General features: G+C 47.4%; 17 protein-coding genes and 1 pseudogene. 11 read left to right on the top strand and 7 right to left on the bottom strand.

The window, feature by feature from the left end; all coding sequences use genetic code 11:
- Positions 1-42: 42 nt before the first annotated feature.
- The 3 genes from thiL to ICN25_RS02710 are packed head-to-tail and all read left to right on the top strand — an operon-like array spanning position 43 to position 2,164.
- Positions 43-1,065 carry a thiamine-phosphate kinase gene (thiL, locus tag ICN25_RS02720; RefSeq protein WP_216178873.1) on the top strand — a complete coding sequence of 341 codons (1,023 nt, stop codon included), beginning with the start codon at positions 43-45 and terminating at the stop codon, positions 1,063-1,065.
- Positions 1,062-1,643 carry a phosphatidylglycerophosphatase A gene (locus ICN25_RS02715; RefSeq protein ID WP_216178872.1) on the top strand — a complete coding sequence of 194 codons (582 nt, stop codon included), beginning with the start codon at positions 1,062-1,064 and terminating at the stop codon, positions 1,641-1,643. Before thiL ends, ICN25_RS02715 begins: the two co-directional genes overlap by 4 nt.
- On the top strand, positions 1,640-2,164 hold the full coding sequence (locus tag ICN25_RS02710; protein WP_216178871.1) for a CinA family protein: 525 nt from the start codon (positions 1,640-1,642) through the stop codon (positions 2,162-2,164). Before ICN25_RS02715 ends, ICN25_RS02710 begins: the two co-directional genes overlap by 4 nt.
- Before the next feature lie 18 nt (positions 2,165-2,182).
- On the opposite strand, the gene corA is transcribed toward ICN25_RS02710, so the two are convergent.
- Positions 2,183-3,154, bottom strand: a complete 972-nt coding sequence (gene corA / locus ICN25_RS02705) for a magnesium/cobalt transporter CorA (RefSeq protein WP_015420400.1) — start codon at positions 3,152-3,154, stop codon at positions 2,183-2,185.
- Between the two features lie 74 nt (positions 3,155-3,228).
- Between corA and pyrF the strand changes: the two genes are divergently transcribed.
- A complete protein-coding gene (gene pyrF, locus ICN25_RS02700; protein ID WP_216178870.1) occupies positions 3,229-4,074 on the top strand; it encodes an orotidine-5'-phosphate decarboxylase in 846 nt (281 codons plus the stop codon).
- Between the two features lie 29 nt (positions 4,075-4,103).
- Here pyrF and mtgA read toward each other — a convergent pair whose 3' ends face one another.
- From mtgA to mpl, 6 genes are read right to left on the bottom strand one after another with little or no spacing between them, the layout of a single operon-like run.
- Positions 4,104-4,844, bottom strand: coding sequence for a monofunctional biosynthetic peptidoglycan transglycosylase (gene mtgA, locus ICN25_RS02695; RefSeq protein WP_216178869.1), 741 nt, complete (start codon positions 4,842-4,844; stop codon positions 4,104-4,106).
- Positions 4,845-4,861: 17 nt separating this feature from the next.
- Complete coding sequence (gene aroE, locus ICN25_RS02690) at positions 4,862-5,770, bottom strand: shikimate dehydrogenase (RefSeq protein ID WP_216178868.1); 909 nt, start codon at positions 5,768-5,770, stop codon at positions 4,862-4,864.
- Positions 5,771-5,810: 40 nt separating this feature from the next.
- Entirely contained in the window at positions 5,811-6,671 is an 861-nt protein-coding gene (locus tag ICN25_RS02685; RefSeq protein ID WP_216178867.1) for an energy transducer TonB, read from the bottom strand.
- On the bottom strand, positions 6,655-8,643 hold the full coding sequence (locus ICN25_RS02680) for a ribonuclease catalytic domain-containing protein (protein WP_216178866.1): 1,989 nt from the start codon (positions 8,641-8,643) through the stop codon (positions 6,655-6,657). The genes ICN25_RS02685 and ICN25_RS02680 overlap by 17 nt, the downstream gene beginning before the upstream one ends.
- A 2-nt stretch (positions 8,644-8,645) precedes the next feature.
- Positions 8,646-9,374 carry a 3-oxoacyl-ACP reductase FabG gene (fabG, locus tag ICN25_RS02675; RefSeq protein ID WP_216179542.1) on the bottom strand — a complete coding sequence of 243 codons (729 nt, stop codon included), beginning with the start codon at positions 9,372-9,374 and terminating at the stop codon, positions 8,646-8,648.
- A gap of 5 nt (positions 9,375-9,379) precedes the next feature.
- Positions 9,380-10,786, bottom strand: coding sequence for a UDP-N-acetylmuramate:L-alanyl-gamma-D-glutamyl-meso-diaminopimelate ligase (gene mpl, locus ICN25_RS02670; protein WP_216178865.1), 1,407 nt, complete (start codon positions 10,784-10,786; stop codon positions 9,380-9,382).
- 26 nt (positions 10,787-10,812) lie between these two features.
- Between mpl and ICN25_RS02665 the strand changes: the two genes are divergently transcribed.
- The 7 genes and pseudogenes from ICN25_RS02665 (at position 10,813) to ICN25_RS02640 (ending at position 16,556) form a co-directional block, all read left to right on the top strand.
- A complete protein-coding gene (locus ICN25_RS02665) occupies positions 10,813-11,340 on the top strand; it encodes a TlpA disulfide reductase family protein (RefSeq protein WP_216178864.1) in 528 nt (175 codons plus the stop codon).
- Positions 11,341-11,590: 250 nt separating this feature from the next.
- Entirely contained in the window at positions 11,591-12,040 is a 450-nt protein-coding gene (gene aroQ, locus ICN25_RS02660) for a type II 3-dehydroquinate dehydratase (RefSeq protein ID WP_216178863.1), read from the top strand.
- 36 nt (positions 12,041-12,076) lie between these two features.
- Positions 12,077-12,541, top strand: coding sequence for an acetyl-CoA carboxylase biotin carboxyl carrier protein (accB, locus tag ICN25_RS02655; protein WP_216178862.1), 465 nt, complete (start codon positions 12,077-12,079; stop codon positions 12,539-12,541).
- A 52-nt stretch (positions 12,542-12,593) separates the two neighbouring features.
- Entirely contained in the window at positions 12,594-13,964 is a 1,371-nt protein-coding gene (accC, locus tag ICN25_RS02650; protein WP_216178861.1) for an acetyl-CoA carboxylase biotin carboxylase subunit, read from the top strand.
- A 27-nt stretch (positions 13,965-13,991) separates the two neighbouring features.
- Positions 13,992-14,909: pseudogene (gene prmA / locus ICN25_RS09930) on the top strand (50S ribosomal protein L11 methyltransferase); the annotation flags it as partial.
- Positions 14,910-15,539: a DUF3426 domain-containing protein gene (locus tag ICN25_RS09925; RefSeq protein WP_255536683.1), complete on the top strand. Its 630-nt coding sequence runs from the start codon at positions 14,910-14,912 to the stop codon at positions 15,537-15,539.
- A 57-nt stretch (positions 15,540-15,596) separates the two neighbouring features.
- Positions 15,597-16,556, top strand: coding sequence for a carbohydrate kinase family protein (locus ICN25_RS02640; protein WP_216178859.1), 960 nt, complete (start codon positions 15,597-15,599; stop codon positions 16,554-16,556).
- The last annotated feature ends 165 nt before the right edge of the window (positions 16,557-16,721 follow it).

The following is a 16,721-nucleotide window of genomic DNA, read 5'->3' as shown; positions in this document are numbered from 1 at the left end:
TTCCTCTCGGATGGAAGACTCCCAAGAGCCATAAAATAGGGCATGCAATCTCAATCCACCTCGCTTGGCGAATTTGACCTGATTCAGCGTTTCTTCAAAACGCAGTCAGAACGCATGCTTGCGAACAATCCTGGCCAAGTGAAACTGGGGATTGGTGATGACTGCGCCCTACTCAAAATTGACCCTGATGAAGAAATTGCGATCACTAGCGATATGTTGGTCTCAGGGCGACACTTTTTTGAAGATGCCAATCCTGAGTGGCTGGGCTGGAAAGCCCTAGCAGTCAACCTCTCAGACCTAGCAGCCATGGGCGCTAAGCCTTTGGGCTTTACCTTGGCACTCGCATTGCCAGACCCTAATCCAAGTTGGCTGGAGGCCTTTAGCAGAGGTTTATTTGCCATCGCAAATGAATATGACTGCCCACTGATTGGTGGTGACACCACTGCTGGCCCACTCAATATTTGCATCACCGCCTTTGGCGGCATTCCAAGAGACAAAGCCATTCGAAGATCGGGGGCATCGGAAGGTGACGACATTTGGGTTTCAGGAACCGTTGGTGATGCAAGGCTTACTCTTGCTGCACTGCGTCATGAAATTGAATTATCAAAAGATGATTTGGCGCTTGTTAAGGCACGCATGCACCAACCCACCCCCAGGGTGAATTTAGGTATTGCCTTAAGAAATGTAGCTAATTCCGCTTTAGATATTTCTGATGGCCTCTTGGGTGATCTGAGACACATCCTCAAACAGTCAAGTAAAGATGCGGAAGTCTTTTTAGACCAGATCCCGAAATCCAGCACGTTACTCAAGCAATCACAAACCATCCAGAACCAGTTCACTGCGAGTGGTGGAGATGATTACGAGCTGTGCTTCACCGCCCCAAGCAGTAAACGGGATGTCATTGCCAAAATAAGTACAGACCTAAATCTTCCACTAACTCAAATTGGTAGCATCAAACCCATGCAACACTCTGCACCTGAGATGCACATCATCGATAACGATGGGAAAGAATTAAATTCTCAGCAAGCAGGTTTGCTGCTGAAATCTTTTGATCACTTCGCATGAATACCCAAACTAATTCTCCAGACTCCTCCAAATTAAATCCCAGCATCAAATGGGTGTTTAGTAAACCTAGTCGCGCCCTTGCATTCGGCATGGGTAGTGGTTTGGCGCCATTTGCGCCTGGCACCGTAGGAACACTGTGGGCTTGGGCTGCATTCTTGATAGGTGAGTATTTTCTATCTACTGAAACATGGTTGTGGATCATCGGAATTGGAATAGTGCTGGGCTGCTGGATCTGCGGACAAGTCAGCGAAGAGTTAGGTAAAAAAGATTTTGGCGGAATTGTGTGGGATGAGGTTGTCGCCTTCTGGCTTGTGTTGATTTTCATCATGCCGACAAACTTGTGGATGCAGATTTTGGCATTTGCACTTTTCAGATTTTTTGATGCTGTCAAGCCAGGTCCGATTGGAATGATTGATCGACACTTTAAACACTTAGAAGGTGACGATAGCTCCTCTCCATCCAATTTTGGTTTAATACTTTGGCGCGGTTTCGGAATCATTGCCGATGATTTAGCTGCGGCATTTTTCACTCTACTCACCATTACGCTTTTATATATTGGATTGAGCTACATCTCATGAAAAATAATAACGATCCTCAGCATGAGTTAGCGAGAGCGGTTGCGCTGACTTTAATAAGCCGAGCCTGGAAAATTGCCCTAGCTGAATCCTGCACTGGCGGCCTTGTTTGCGCAACTCTGACGGATTTAGCAGGGTCAAGCGATTGGCTTGAGCGAGGCTACATCACCTATAGCAATGCTGCAAAATCTGAATGCTTGGATGTTCCAGTGGAAACGATTGAATCTTTTGGTGCGGTCAGCGAGCAAGTTGCTAAAGCCATGGCTGAGGGTGCGCTTCGAAATGCAAATGTCAATGCCGCAATCTCTATTACCGGTATCGCTGGCCCAACAGGTGGCTCGCCTGAAAAACCAGTTGGCACTGTCTGCTTTGGCTGGGCAATTAAAGAGAGCATTGGAAATAATGTGATCAATACCGCCACACTGACTAAGCATTTCAACGGTGATCGTCAAATCGTGCGGGAACAAGCGCGCGATTTTGCGCTCTCTCAATTTCTGGAATTGCTTAAACCTAAAAACGCCTAGTAAGGCAGTACTACAGAATTAGCGTGAGCTTAGCCAGCCCTTGTGGCGGAAGTATCCCAATGGAATCATCGCTGAAATCACCATAGAAATAATGGCAACTGGATAACCCCAAGTCTGTTCTAGCTCAGGCATGTAGCGGAAGTTCATGCCCCACACACTAGCCAATAAAGTAGGCGGCATTAAGGCAACTGATACCACCGAGAAGATCTTGATGATCTTACTTTGGTTCAAATTAATAAAACCGACTGTCGCATCCATCAAGAAGTTAATCTTGTCGAACAAGAACGCGGTATGGTTTTCTAGTGAATCAATGTCTCTCAAAATCTGACGCGCTTCTTCTTGCTGCTCGTCAGACAATAATTTGCTACGCATTAAGAAAGACAATGCACGGCGGGTATCCATCACATTGCGACGAATACGTCCGTTGGTATCTTCTTCCTTAGCAATTGTTTCGAGCACTTCTTCTGCATCGTTATCAGTAATGTCGTCTTGCAGAACGCGCTTACCTGCTTGCTCGAGGTTTTCATAAACCTCTTCCAAAGCATCGGCGGAATACTCCGCATCAGTGGAGTACAAGTCGAGTAAAACGTCTTTTGCATTACTTACTGATCCTGGGCGCAAACGGGCACGCAAGCGAACCAAACGGAACACTGGTAAATCTTCATCATGAATAGAGAACAAAACTTGCTTGGTCATTACGAAGGCGACTCGCACGTTGCGAGAAGTTTCTTCTTCATCCAACAAGAAATCAGTGCGAATATGGAGGTGGCCGTCATCTGCCTCGAAATAACGCGCAGAAGCTTCTAAGTCACCCAAATCATCTAATTCAGGCAAAAGAACGCCAAAAGCCTCTTTAATCCATAGGAGCTCTTCCTCTTCAGGGTCTACAACGTCGATCCAGATAGGGTTGGAGTATTGCAACAATTCATTGCGATCTTCCACTTGCTCTTGAGAGAGGCGGCCATTTTGCAGGACGAACAAGTTGATCATGGTGAACTCCTAAGGAATGGTCGCTAGTTTATCCTATAGCTCATGACAGTTTCACTAAAATAAGCTTAATCCCAATGAACTCTAGCCCAAATACCTTTACCCAACAACTCCAGTCCGCATGGGCTTCCCAAGGCAGTATGTTGTGTGTGGGCTTTGATCCAGATCCCAAGCGCTTGCCCGCCGTATTCCAGAGTAAGCCTGAGGGGATTTTTGAGTTCTGCCGCGAGATCGCTGATGCCACTGCGGATACCGTCTGCTCCTTTAAGCCCCAGTTCGCCTACTTCGCCTCCCAAAGAGCTGAAGCCCAACTAGAAAAGCTGACTCGATACCTTAAAGATAAATATCCCCATATCCCCGTCATCCTCGATTCCAAACGCGGTGATATCGGCAGCACTGCTGACCACTATGCCTTAGAGGCTTTTGAACGTTATGGCGCGGATGCGGTGACAGTGAACCCTTACATGGGCTTTGACACGATCGAGCCTTACCTAAAGCACGCTGGCAAGGGTGTGATTGTTTTATGTCGCACCTCAAATCCAGGGGGCTCTGACCTTCAGTTCTTAAATGTGGCTCCCAATGGTGAACCGCTTTACCTGCATGTTGCCAAGCTGGCTGCACAGAAATGGAATACCTCCGGTCAAATCAGCCTCGTAGTTGGCGCAACCTTCCCCGAAGAAATTGCTAAGGTAAGAGCGATTGTGGGCGAGATGCCTTTGCTCATCCCTGGTATTGGTGCTCAAGGCGGCGACATCGATGCCACCGTGAAGGCTGGCGGCATCCCGAATAAACCAGGTACTGGCATGATGATTAACTCTTCTAGGGCAATCTTGTATGCGAGCTCAGGAAATGATTTTGCTGAGGCAGCCAGAAAAGTAGCTATCACTACGAGAGATGCATTAAGAGCTGCAGCTAGTAAATAAAAAAGGAATTGGGTCGAGTTACAGCAGACCTATCGCGCCTTTTGTTTTGGAGTGGGCGTTAAAGCCACTCTATCCATATTTTCCAAAATAAAGTTTTGCCTTGTGGGGAAATGAATATTGGCCTTGCGGCAATACTGTGCCTTGTCGAAACACTTTGGTGCTGGCAATGCAGAGGCTAAGGCTGCTGCCTGCTCGCGATCAAGTGATGCTGGCTTTATTCCATGGTAATGTTGAGAGGCAGCACCAATTCCAAAGATACCCTCACCCCACTCTACTGAATTTAGATAAATCTCGAACAACCTCTGCTTAGATAGCATGACCTCAAGTAGGCCCGTAATAATCAGCTCCTGCGCTTTGCGAAAATAATTTTGCTCAGAAGAGAGAAAAAGATTCTTCGCTAGTTGCTGTGTAATTGTGGAGCCACCACGTAAAGCGGTTTTGGTTTTGCCGCCTTGTTGATTGAGCTGTGAATTTTTAGCCCATGCCTTTTGCATATCCTCTACTCGAACGCCCACATGCTGAAAGAAGATGTCATCTTCACTCACCAAGACCGCACGCTTGAGATTAGCCGAGATTTTGTCGTAAGGAACCCAAGAGGACTGTACCGGGCAAGACCAAGACAAGCCACAAAGCCGCCAACGCTCAGCCCTCTGAAATGCAGTGCTACTGGGATCCAGCGCTGCCCACAAGCCAATCTGAATTACAAAATACATTTGCATGGCAACAAAGCCAGCAAGTAAACATTTCAGAAGGTAAGAAAGCCAGCGCATCGAAGCTCAGCTAGAAACTAGGAAGTACGAAGTTCTGCCAATACGGCGCGAGGATCAATCGCATCAGCAAGCGAGTCGCCACGCCAAATTAAGAAGGCATCAGCAGCCTGCTCTACCAGCATACCCAGGCCATCACTTACCCGTGCGCCGCGATGTAATGCTTGTTGCATAAAGGCGGTGACCTTGCCGTAGACCATGTCGTAGGCGAAAGATTTTGGAGTAAAAATATTGCTTGCTGCCACATCGCTAATCGGTGATGCATCGGATAGGCCGGCAGCAGTGGCATTAATAATAAGATCAAAAGGAGATGCAGTCTTACTAGCATCTTCAAGATCACTTAAAGAAACCGCTTGTAGTGCAATACCTAGTGAGCTCGCCAAGCTAGCAAACAAGTGAACCAATTCATCAGCCTTGGCATTGGATCGATTGGCAATCATTAATTCTTTCGGCGACTGCTCTAGCAATGGGCCCAGCACTCCGCGCGACGCACCACCCGCTCCCAATAATAGAATTCGGGAGCCCTTAATCTGGATACCCTGTGCTAATAGGTCTCTAACTAAACCAGCGCCATCGGTGTTGTCACCAAAGATTTTTCCATCTTCAATTCGCAAAGTATTTACAGCACCAGCGAGCTGCGCACGCGGCGTTAATATATCTGCAAGTGCCTGGGCGTCTAACTTAAATGGAACAGTGACATTCATACCTTTACCGCCAGCAGCAAAGAAGGCTTGCGCAGCGGTTTTGAATTGATCAAGTGCGGGCTGCAAACGTCCGTAATGCATTTTTTGATTTGACTGCTCAGCAAATCGTTTGTGAATAGCGGGCGATCTACTGTGTGAGATCGGATTACCGGCGACCGCATAGACATCCACACCAGGAAATTGGGTGGGATCTGTATGTAATTCAGCGGAAGTAGCTTGACTCATAGTGACTACAGGATAAGCGAAATTGAGTGATGACTACTAATTAAGGACGTAGATCTAAGCGATCAGATCCATCTCTCGTGAAATCAAAAGTCGATACCCAATCCAGGATGTCAATCTGATTGCGCATTTCCACAGGGAAAACTCCAAAGGGAGCAGAAGCACGAACAATCGCTAAGGCCTGTCGATCTAACTCAGGATTGCCAGAACTGCGCCCAATACTTAAGCCATCTTTACCTTGGGCATTGTTAGCAATCCGCCCCTGGGCATCGACACTCACCACAATCACCAAGCTGCCATATAAAGGTCGACCATTAGCACGTGGAAAAAATGCACTTCCATAAGCCTCAATCTTTTGACGCATGGCGTCGTAATACTGCGCAAATACAACCGCTTTAGTACTTGCTCCAGTCAAGACCTTACGACGAGGCTCGCGCCCATTAACCTGCAAACGCTTTGCTAATTCAGCCTCTAAGGAATTCAGCTGCGACGTGGCTTTTTTCTCATCACCACTTTTACGGCCACCTGCTAGCGCCCGATCTGCTTCAAGCTTGGCCAGCATTTGTTTTTGTTGTTTCTCTAAGACTTCGAGGCGAGCATCCGCACCAAGCCTTGCACGATGTAATGCGCTTGCATCTTGATTGGAAGTGTTGCCGCCTCCATGCAAATCTGCCTGAGCCAATTTATTCGCCTGCTTGGGTGCTACCTGATTGCTAGCGTTGACCAAGACAACGCTGAGTGGCGTATTTAAACGACGATTTTCTATTTCACCAATACCCCAGCGAAACGACAAAAAGATCAGGTGAGCCAAAATCGAGAGGCCCAGCGCATAGCCAAATGGGTAGCGGCGCCAACTACCATCTAAACGAGCAACTAGCTGAGTCAGCTTAGGCGGGACTTGCATCACTCTCTGGCACTTCTGGTGTTTCGATATGAAGCACTCGCACTCCCGCAGTGAGCTGCAGGAGATCTACATCAGCAATACTCACTTCAGCCCGAGTCAAACGAGGGTGCGTGGCCAACTCTGGAACCGGCAAATGTAAGGGCACCGGCTCAACACGCGACATACCTTCTTTGAGGTGTCTCACAAAGACTTGCTTAGGCACTTCATCTTGAGAAACCCAGCGCAGACACCAATATTTTTCAAGGCGGTCCTGGTATTCACCATAGGCTGAGTAGCAAGCTTCAAAGTCTGCAGCAATTCCCATCAGGGCAGCGTCTCTTGGTGGGAATGGCGCCACCATCTTAGCAGTGATGCCATGCTTAGCTATCGCAATCAACTGCCACTGATTCACTAAATCTGAATAGCGGCGCAATGGCGATGTACACCATGCGTAATACTCCAAACCCAATCCCTCATGAGGGCCAGGTGTCGTCTGCATACGTGTTCGCAAAGGGCCCCAGCCCTTTTGAGTACGGAACAAACCAGGTATCCCATGATCTGCCAACAAACGTCCTGAAGCACTGTTGCAATAAATCATCCACTCAGCAACGATGGTATCTAGGATCGAACCGCGTTGGCGCGGAGTAATGTCTACCCGCGCTGAACCATCCACTTCTTTGATTTGAAAATGAAAGTCTCTCGCTAAGGCGTTGGGATCCAAGACACCCAATTGCTCAGCACGCAATCCGTTGGCTACACGCTGCTCCTGGCGCCCTGCATGTAATAGCTTTGCCGCAGCCCACAACACACTGAGCTCTTGACGATACGGATAGTTAGACGATTCATCGGCCAAACTTTCTTCCGTTACTAGATGCTCCAAATTCTCTAAGCGCAGATTTGCCCCCATAGGAACCATCTCGGCACGTAACTGCAGCGTCTCTTTATCTACGACTCCAGCTGCATCGATGTCTACATAAATCGATAAAGCCGGGCGAGCGGCGCCCTCATCCAACGAGAACTGCGAAATCACTGTATCGGGCAACATCGTGATCTTGTCGCCAGGGAAATACACCGTAGACATACGCGTGCGTGCGACCTTATCTAAAGCGTCATCCTTAGCGATCACCAAACCAGGCGCCGCGATATGAATGCCAATACGATGCCCGCCACCCTCAAGCGCAGTAACCGATAAAGCATCGTCAATCTCAGTAGTACCTGAATCATCAATCGAGAAAGCAGTCACCTCAGCTAACGGTAACTCTGAAATAGCGGCATCTAATGCAGCTTGCTCAACCACCAAACTATGGTCGTGTTCAGCACCCCGAGGGAAATGGGCTTTTAAGAACATCCCTTGGTGATATTGCAAAGGCGAATCAATCGCACCACAGCGGATCATCAATTGGGCAGGCGATTCTCCTGATTCGGTGCACGCTGCAATCAGTGCCTTGTAGGCTGAGGTATTTTTATCCGGAGAAAATAGGAGTTGATTTGCTTGAGACTGGAGAGTTTCTGGAAATATGCCCGATACCAACTCCTTTTGCCACGCAGCCTGCTGCTCTAATTCTTTTTGCTTGCGCTCGAGTGCAGCTAGACCAGCCTGCAACTGTTCTAGCGGCGCTCTTTGAAAACGTCCGCGCCCTTTGCGACGGAAAAATACCGGCGCACCTTGTAAGGCAATTGCTAATGCCGTCTGTTGCGGGATGCTGGCTTGTGCGCCAAAGTATTCTTGAGCAACATCCACCAAACCAAATTCTTCATCAGGCGCACAGTCCCATAAGAACTGCAGATCAATCTCTTTAGATAAAGTATTTGCCTCATCCATTAAGGCTTGCGGTTCTGGCTTTTCAAAACGTAGCCAAACTTCTTTGGCCTTGAGTTTGATCTTTTTCCCGGACAGGCTCGTCGCCTGCCAAGATTCAGCATCTCCAGCGCCCGAGGCAGACTGGACTGTGGCGACCTTGATGTCGCCACCCTCTTCATATAAAAGATGCATGCTTAGAGAGAAATCCCGCCGCTGGCCTCAAGTGCTACGCCATTGACATAACTGGCTTCATCGCTCGCTAAGAATAAATACACGTTCGCCATTTCTTCTGGAGTACCTAATCGACCAAGCCAGCTGCGTCTTTCAATATCTTTCAGAATGTTTTCTGGCATGGCTTTGACCATCTCAGTAGCAATAAAGCCTGGGCACACTGCATTTACCCGAATACCTTTTGCACCCAATTCACGCGCCCAAGTTTTAGTAAAGCCAATGACGCCAAATTTCGTGGCGGAATAATTTGTCTGACCAAAATTTCCATAGATACCAACAACGCTTGAAGCATTCACGACGGCACCTTTGCCCGCCTCCAACATATGTGGCACTACCAACTGCGTGCAGTTGAATACACCCTTTAAATTGACATCAATCACCGTATCAAATTGCGCTTCCGTCATTTTGACCAAGCGTGCATCTTGTGTGATGCCAGCATTGTTAATCAAGATATCAATGCGCCCGTGACGCTGCATGATTTGATCAACAGCCGCTTCAATGCTCGCGCGATCAGTCACATTCATGACATAGGCTTCTGAGCCTGGAATGAGATCAACCGCAGCTTTCACCGCCTCAGGATTCACATCCGCAATCATGACTTTCGCACCCTCTTGCGCAAAGCGCTTTGCCGTTGCGAAGCCAATACCTTTTGCGGCCCCAGTAATGATGGCTACTTTGTCTTTTAGTCTCATACTCATTACTTTGCTTTCTCTTGTATTGCGGTCAATATTTTTTGATGCACGCCACCAAAACCGCCATTACTCATCACCAAAATGTGATCGCCAGGCTTTGCTTCATTTGCAACAGCCTTGACCAAAGCGGACAGATCATCAAAGGCTGCGGCACGATTGCCACTCTTTGCATTTAATGGGGCTAAAACTTCGTTTAAATCCCAACCTAAAGAATCTTTACCGGCACTAGCGCCATAAGCAAAAATCTTATCGGCTGCCTCTAGGCTATTGGGTAGTTGCGCCTTCATTACTCCGAGTTTCATCGTATTGGAACGCGGCTCCAAGACTGCCAAAATTCGAGACTGCCCTACACGGCGACGCAAGCCATCTACAGTGGTAATAATTGCTGTGGGATGGTGTGCAAAATCATCGTAGACCGTTACCTCATTTGCTACACCAATCGTTTCTAAACGACGCTTCACATTCTTAAACTCAGCAAGTGCACGCGCTGCATCGGTCGGTGAAATGCCAATGTGATTAGCTGAGGCAATCGCCGCTAATGCATTGAGCTGATTGTGTCGGCCCATGACGCCGGAGTCTGGAGCCCAGGCAACTGTTGCAACCTCTTTGCCATCATGCAAAACAATAAAGCCATCCGCCGCTTGAGAAATTAAAGACCAGGCATTATTTTTATCTTGGCCAAACTTTTCAACAGGCGCCCAAGCACCTCGTACGATGACTCTCTCTAAGGCAGGCTCTTCGCCATTAACTACAACCAGACCGTTGCCCGGCACCGTGCGCACCAAATGATGAAACTGTGTTTCGATTGCGGCAAGATCAGCAAAGATATCGGCGTGATCAAACTCGAGATTATTTAACAAAGCAGTACGCGGACGATAGTGAACAAACTTACTACGTTTATCAAAAAACGCTGTGTCATATTCATCTGCTTCGATCACAAAGTATTTACTCTCACCTAAGCGAGCCGATACCGTGAAATTCAATGGCACTCCACCAATTAAGTAGCCCGGCTTGTAATCATTGAATTCCAAAATCCAAGCCAACATTGCAGAAGTAGTTGTTTTGCCGTGAGTACCAGCAACAGCCAAGACATGTCGACCAAACAGAACTTGTTCGCCCAGCCACTGTGGTCCAGATGTGTAAGGAAGGCCTTGATTGAGAATGGCCTCCATCAGCGGATTGCCACGAGAAACGACATTGCCGATTACAAATAAATCCGGCATCGTCTCAAACTGTAATAATTGGTCGGGCGAGAATCCCTCGATGAGCTCAATGCCCTGCGCCTCAAGCTGAGTGCTCATTGGTGGATACACGTTGGCATCACAGCCAGTTACGCGATGTCCGGCCTGCCGAGCGATTGCGGCAATGCCGCCCATGAAAGTACCGCAAATGCCCAAGATATGAATATGCATTGGGGAATTTTAGCTAAGGAGTAGCAATGAACCGAAGACAGTGGATTAGCATCATCGTGATTAGTCTCGCAGCGCTCCTTGCTGGAGTCCTGACTTCGCAATGGATTTACAAAACGGGTCTTGCAAGTGATCCCGCTATCAAAGCCTTTTTTGCCAACCCATGGCAAACGCCCGATGGAAAACCAGCCGATACCGAGCAATGGCGAGGAAAAGTCCTGGTAGTGAACTTTTGGGCCTCTTGGTGCCCCCCTTGTGTCGAAGAAATGCCGACTTTAGACAAATTACAAGCGGAGTTTAAGACTAAAAATGTCTTATTTGTCGGCATCGGTATTGATTCACCCTCTAATATTCGCGAATTCCTTGAAAAAACCCCAGTTTCCTATCCCATCGTGATTGGCGGACTAGAAGGCAGTAATCTATCCAAGCAAATGGGGAACAGCCAAGGAGCTCTTCCCTACACCATCATCATTAATGCTCAAGGTAAGTCGACTAGCAGTAAATTAGGAAAGATAAGCGAAGAAGAGCTTAGAAAAGCCATTAAATCAGCTTTATAAGGATTTTTAAGAACTATTCGCTAGTGGTCATTCAGGCAAGAATGTGGCATTTCTCACCTGAATTTTGCAATATCTGCTCTTAAAATCATAAAAAATAGCTAATTTATCCCCCATTTTTTAGACTTGTCCCCAGAGTCTGGGGGTATACTTTCCCTGTACTTGGTGAAGAGGATTCTTCATGAAGTAAGCAGTTTTAGAGAAATGCTTTATTAACGTAATTAAACTTAACTGCCTCTAAAAATATCGATTTATGTCGAAAAATACTTCAATTCTCGTTATCCAAGGCCCCAACCTCAATCTGTTGGGCACCCGTGAGCCAGAGGTTTACGGTAAAACTACCCTAGAAGATATTCATACAAAGCTTGGCGTAATCGCCAAGTCGCACTCAGTCAATTTATCCACCCTCCAAAGCAATCATGAAGGCGAGCTGATTGACCGAGTTCAAAAGGCCAAACAAGATGGGGTGGACTTCATCATCATCAATCCAGGTGCCTTTACCCATACTAGCGTTGCCTTGCGTGATGCATTGGCTGGGGTTGCCATTCCATTCACGGAAGTGCACCTATCCAATATTCATCAGCGTGAAGAATTCCGTAAACATTCCTATCTATCAGATATCGCCACTGGCGTGATCTGCGGGCTAGGGGCGATTGGATACGAATTAGCCTTACAAGCAGCAATTGCACGTTTACAAAAATAAAGATTAATTAAGAATTACAAGAGAGGAAGCCTTTCCATGGACTTGAGAAAACTAAAAACCCTAATCGACCTCGTTTCTGAATCAGGAATTTCTGAATTAGAAGTGAATGAAGGTGAAGATCGTGTTCGCATTGTGAATGCCGGATCTCCAGCTCCTGCCGGTCAAGTGGTTTACGCCAATCCAGCACCGGTTCAGGCAATGCAAGCCGCTCCTGCAGCTGCGCAAGCTGTTGCTGCACCAGCTGCCGAAGAAGCGCCTGCTGAAACTGGCTTTATAGCTCGCTCACCAATGGTGGGAACTTTCTATCGCGCACCAAATCCTGAGTCTCCAGACTTTGTCAAAGTCGGCGATACAGTTAAAGTTGGTCAAACGCTGTGCATTATTGAAGCGATGAAACTTCTCAATGAGATCGAATCCGAGCAAGCCGGTGTCATCAAGCAAATTCTGTGTGAAAACGGCCAAGGTGTTGAGTTTGATCAGCCGCTATTCATCATCGCTTAATAGATCCCCTTTAGATCTATTCCAATCCACTGTTACTTAACTCAGAGCCGACATGTTCGATAAGATTCTGATTGCCAATCGCGGAGAAATTGCTCTCCGTATCCAACGCGCATGTCGCGAGTTGGGAATTAAAACTGTGGTGGTGTTTTCAACTGCAGATAAAGAAGCCAAGTATGTGAAGCTTGCAGACGAGGCCGTCTGCATCGGGCCTGCCCCCTCACCACTAAGCTACCTCAATATGCCCGCCATCATTTCAGCTGCGGAAGTAACAGATGCTGAAGCGATTCACCCAGGCTATGGCTTTCTCTCTGAGAATGCTGACTTTGCTGAACGTGTTGAGAAGTCGGGCTTTGCATTCATTGGTCCAACTGCGGCTTCAATTCGCCTGATGGGCGATAAGGTTTCAGCTAAGCGCGCCATGATCAAAGCGGGCGTTCCTTGCGTTCCTGGATCTGAAGGCGCGTTGCCTGACAATCCAAAAGAAATTATTGCTACAGCAAAAAAGGTGGGGTATCCGGTCATCATCAAAGCTGCAGGTGGTGGTGGCGGTCGCGGCATGCGCGTAGTACATACCGAAGCCGCATTAATAAACGCTGTCAACATGACCAAAGAAGAAGCTGGTCGCGCTTTTGGTAACCCAGAAGTCTATATGGAGAAGTTTTTAGAGAAGCCTCGCCACGTAGAGATTCAAATTTTGGCAGATACCCATGGCAATGCTATTTGGTTAGGCGAGCGTGATTGCTCAATGCAACGTCGCCACCAAAAAGTGATTGAAGAAGCTCCAGCACCAGGCATTGATCGTCGCTTGATTGCAAAGATTGGTGAACGCTGTGCAGAAGCCTGTAGAAAAATTGGTTACCGCGGCGCCGGTACTTTCGAATTCTTGTATGAAGATGGTGAATTCTTCTTTATTGAGATGAATACCCGCGTTCAAGTAGAGCACCCAGTCACTGAAATGATTACTGGCGTTGATATTGTTCAAGAACAAATTCGAATTGCTGCAGGCTTAAAACTCAGTTATCGCCAGAAAGACATTGTTTTCCGTGGTCACGCCATTGAATGTCGTCTGAATGCGGAAGATCCATTTAAGTTCACACCAAGCCCAGGCAAAATTGGTTCATTCCACATGCCGGGCGGCCCTGGAATTCGTGTCGACTCACATGCATACAGTGGTTATGTTGTGCCATCCAATTACGATTCAATGATTGGCAAGCTAATTTCTTACGGCAATACTCGCGAACAAGCGATTCGCCGTATGCAAATTGCGCTTTCTGAAATGGTAATTGATGGCATTACAACCAACGTACCTCTGCATCGTGAACTTATGCTCGATCCGAACTTCATGGAAGGCGGAACCAGCATTCACTATCTAGAGCATCGTCTCGAAGAGCAAGCTGCTAGCCGCGGCAACCCGAAGTCTTAGGTCAATTCGTGCCCATTTGGAGTCAGCATGTCCTATCGTGAACTCGTTTTCACGGTACCCGCAGAAATTGCCGAGCCTTTGGGTGACGCATTGCTGGAAGTGGGTGCACTCTCTGTCACCGTTGAAGATGATGCTGCGGGTGGTTACGATGAAAACCCGCTTTATGGCGAGCCAGGACTCTCACCTGAAGTTCAAGCTTGGGATCGCTCTTCAGTAACTGCACTCTTTAATCCAGAGATTGATGATTCGGATGCGGCGAACTTCATCCCTGAGCTCCTCGCATCCCTCAAAGAGGTGGGGTTCAATCTTCCAGCTCCGCAAGAAAAGATTGTTGAAGAGCAAGACTGGGTTCGCTTAACGCAAAGTCAATTTGCCCCAATTCAAATTGGTGAGCGTATTTGGGTAGTACCTTCCTGGCATGAAGCGCCTACTGACCCGAATGCAATTTGCCTAGCGGTAGACCCAGGTCTGGCATTTGGCACTGGTAGCCATCCAACCACACATCTTTGCCTACTTTGGCTTGAGCAAAATACGCAACTTTCAAATCAAAGCTTGCTCGATTACGGCTGTGGATCTGGAATTCTGGCTATTGCCGCTGCAAAACTAGGATGCAAACCAGTTGTCGGTACCGATATCGATCCACAAGCCATGGTTGCAGCGCGTAGCAATGCGGAAATCAACAATACGACCATTCGCTTTGTTCTGCCCAATGAAAATGCACCAGAACTTGCTGCGGAAACCAAATACGACATCGTGATGGCGAATATTTTGGCTAACCCACTACAAGTTTTAGCGCCTGCCCTGGTAAATAAGATGCGTCCAGGGGGGAAAATTGTTCTCTCAGGTGTTCTTGCTCGCCAAGCAGAGGAAGTCATTGCAACCTATAGCCAGTGGCTAACTCTCTCTGTTTGGAAAGAAAGTGAGGGTTGGGTCTGTTTACACGGCATGCTAGCTGCGCAGAGCGATAAAACGAGTTTGTCCGTTAAAAACACAGACACTGCAGTGCCGGCTCAAAAAAAAAGTCCTAAGTTAATCCTTCTTGGTCTTTTTTTCCTCTTGCTCATTATTTTTGGCGAGCATCTTTCTAGAAATTCTCTACTGCCAACGCTAGCAACACGTGTGGATGGCAGCTCTTCTGCGATTGCAACAAGTAGTTTTTCTCTTTTACAGAAGTTAGATGAACAATTGTGTCGTGCACTAGGGTGCGTAAATCGCTCTGTAAGCAATTTTGCGGCTTGGAAAATAACTTCAGTCACTCTTTCGCCTGAAAACGCGCGAGAGGGCCTTAAAAACGTTTTAAATCAATCGGTACTGCAAGTTGAAATACAAAATCGTCTTGCAATGCCCGTTTTATTCCCAAATTTAGAAATTTCACTCACTGATGCAGAAGAATCCGAGATCAAAACGATTCAATTTACTCCGCCAGAATGGTTGCCGACTGCTTGGCAAGAGTCGCATCAGGATTTTTTGCGTCAAGGCGCTCCTTCTGGCGAAATTTTCTCTTCTGCATTACCGATTTCCCTCCCACAAAATGCTGCAGGCTATCGCGTCAGAATTTTTTATCCTGAAAAATAGACTACAAACTCCAATTCATACCAATTCCAATTGATTTTTATTAGAAAGTAATTATTTATGGCCAGCCTGATCTGCGGTTCCATCGCTTACGACACCATCATGAACTTTGAAGGCAAATTTGCCGATCAAATCCTGCCTGAGCAGATTCACATCCTGAATGTCGCATTCCTAGTCCCCACAATGCGCCGAGAATTCGGTGGTTGTGCAGGCAATATTGCTTACAACCTGAGCTTACTTGGTGGCGACCCCATCATCATGGCAACAGTAGGTGGTGATGCAGCGCCATATCTTGATCGCCTCAAACAACTCAAGATTGATGCAACGCACATTCGTCAAATTGAACAAGCATTTACTGCTCAGGCAATGATCACTACCGATCAAGCCAATAATCAAATTACCGCTTTTCACCCCGGAGCAATGGGTGAATCCCATCTAAACCAAGTTTCTACCGTGGTTGCCGAGCGTAGTAAAAATACCAAAGGCGCAGCAAAATTCGGCATCGTCGCCCCAGATGGTCGCCAAGGAATGTGGGAACACTGCCATCAACTAGCTGAAGCAGGCATTCCATTTGTATTTGATCCGGGCCAGGGTTTGCCTATGTTCAATGGTCCAGAACTGCTAGAACTGGTAGATATTGCAAGCTACCTTGCTGTGAATGACTACGAAGGCGAAATGCTTTCGCAAAGAACTGGTCTGAGCTTGGCAAAAGTAGCCGAAAGAGTGAAAGCACTGATTGTTACCAAGGGTGCTGAAGGCGCAGATATCTACTTTGATGGCAAATGCATCGCAATTCCGCCGGTGCCAGCAGCAAAAGTGGTTGATCCGACTGGTTGTGGCGATGCATTCCGGGGTGGATTACTCTTTGGATTGGAAAATGGCATGGACTGGGAAACCACTGGCCGTTTAGCCAGCCTAATGGGTTCAATCAAAATTACCCACCAGGGACCACAAAATCACCAAATGAGCAAAGATGAAATCGCAGCTCAATTCAAATCAGCGTTTGGATTTGCCCTCTAAAACCAATAATTCTTGGAAGTAGCAATAAAAAAGGGATCTCGTTAGAGATCCCTTTGAACTTCACACGTCTACAAGCAGAGCTTATGGGCGTGTGCCAGTTGGGAAGGGCCAAGCAGCAGCAGGATTCAACGTTGTTGAAGCGGCAGCTTTTTTAGCCGCGGGCTT

Source organism: Polynucleobacter sp. 80A-SIGWE (genome assembly GCF_018882295.1).
GTDB lineage: Bacteria > Pseudomonadota > Gammaproteobacteria > Burkholderiales > Burkholderiaceae > Polynucleobacter.
Note: the sequence above shows the minus strand (reverse complement) of the source record. Positions and strands in the feature narration are given on the sequence as shown.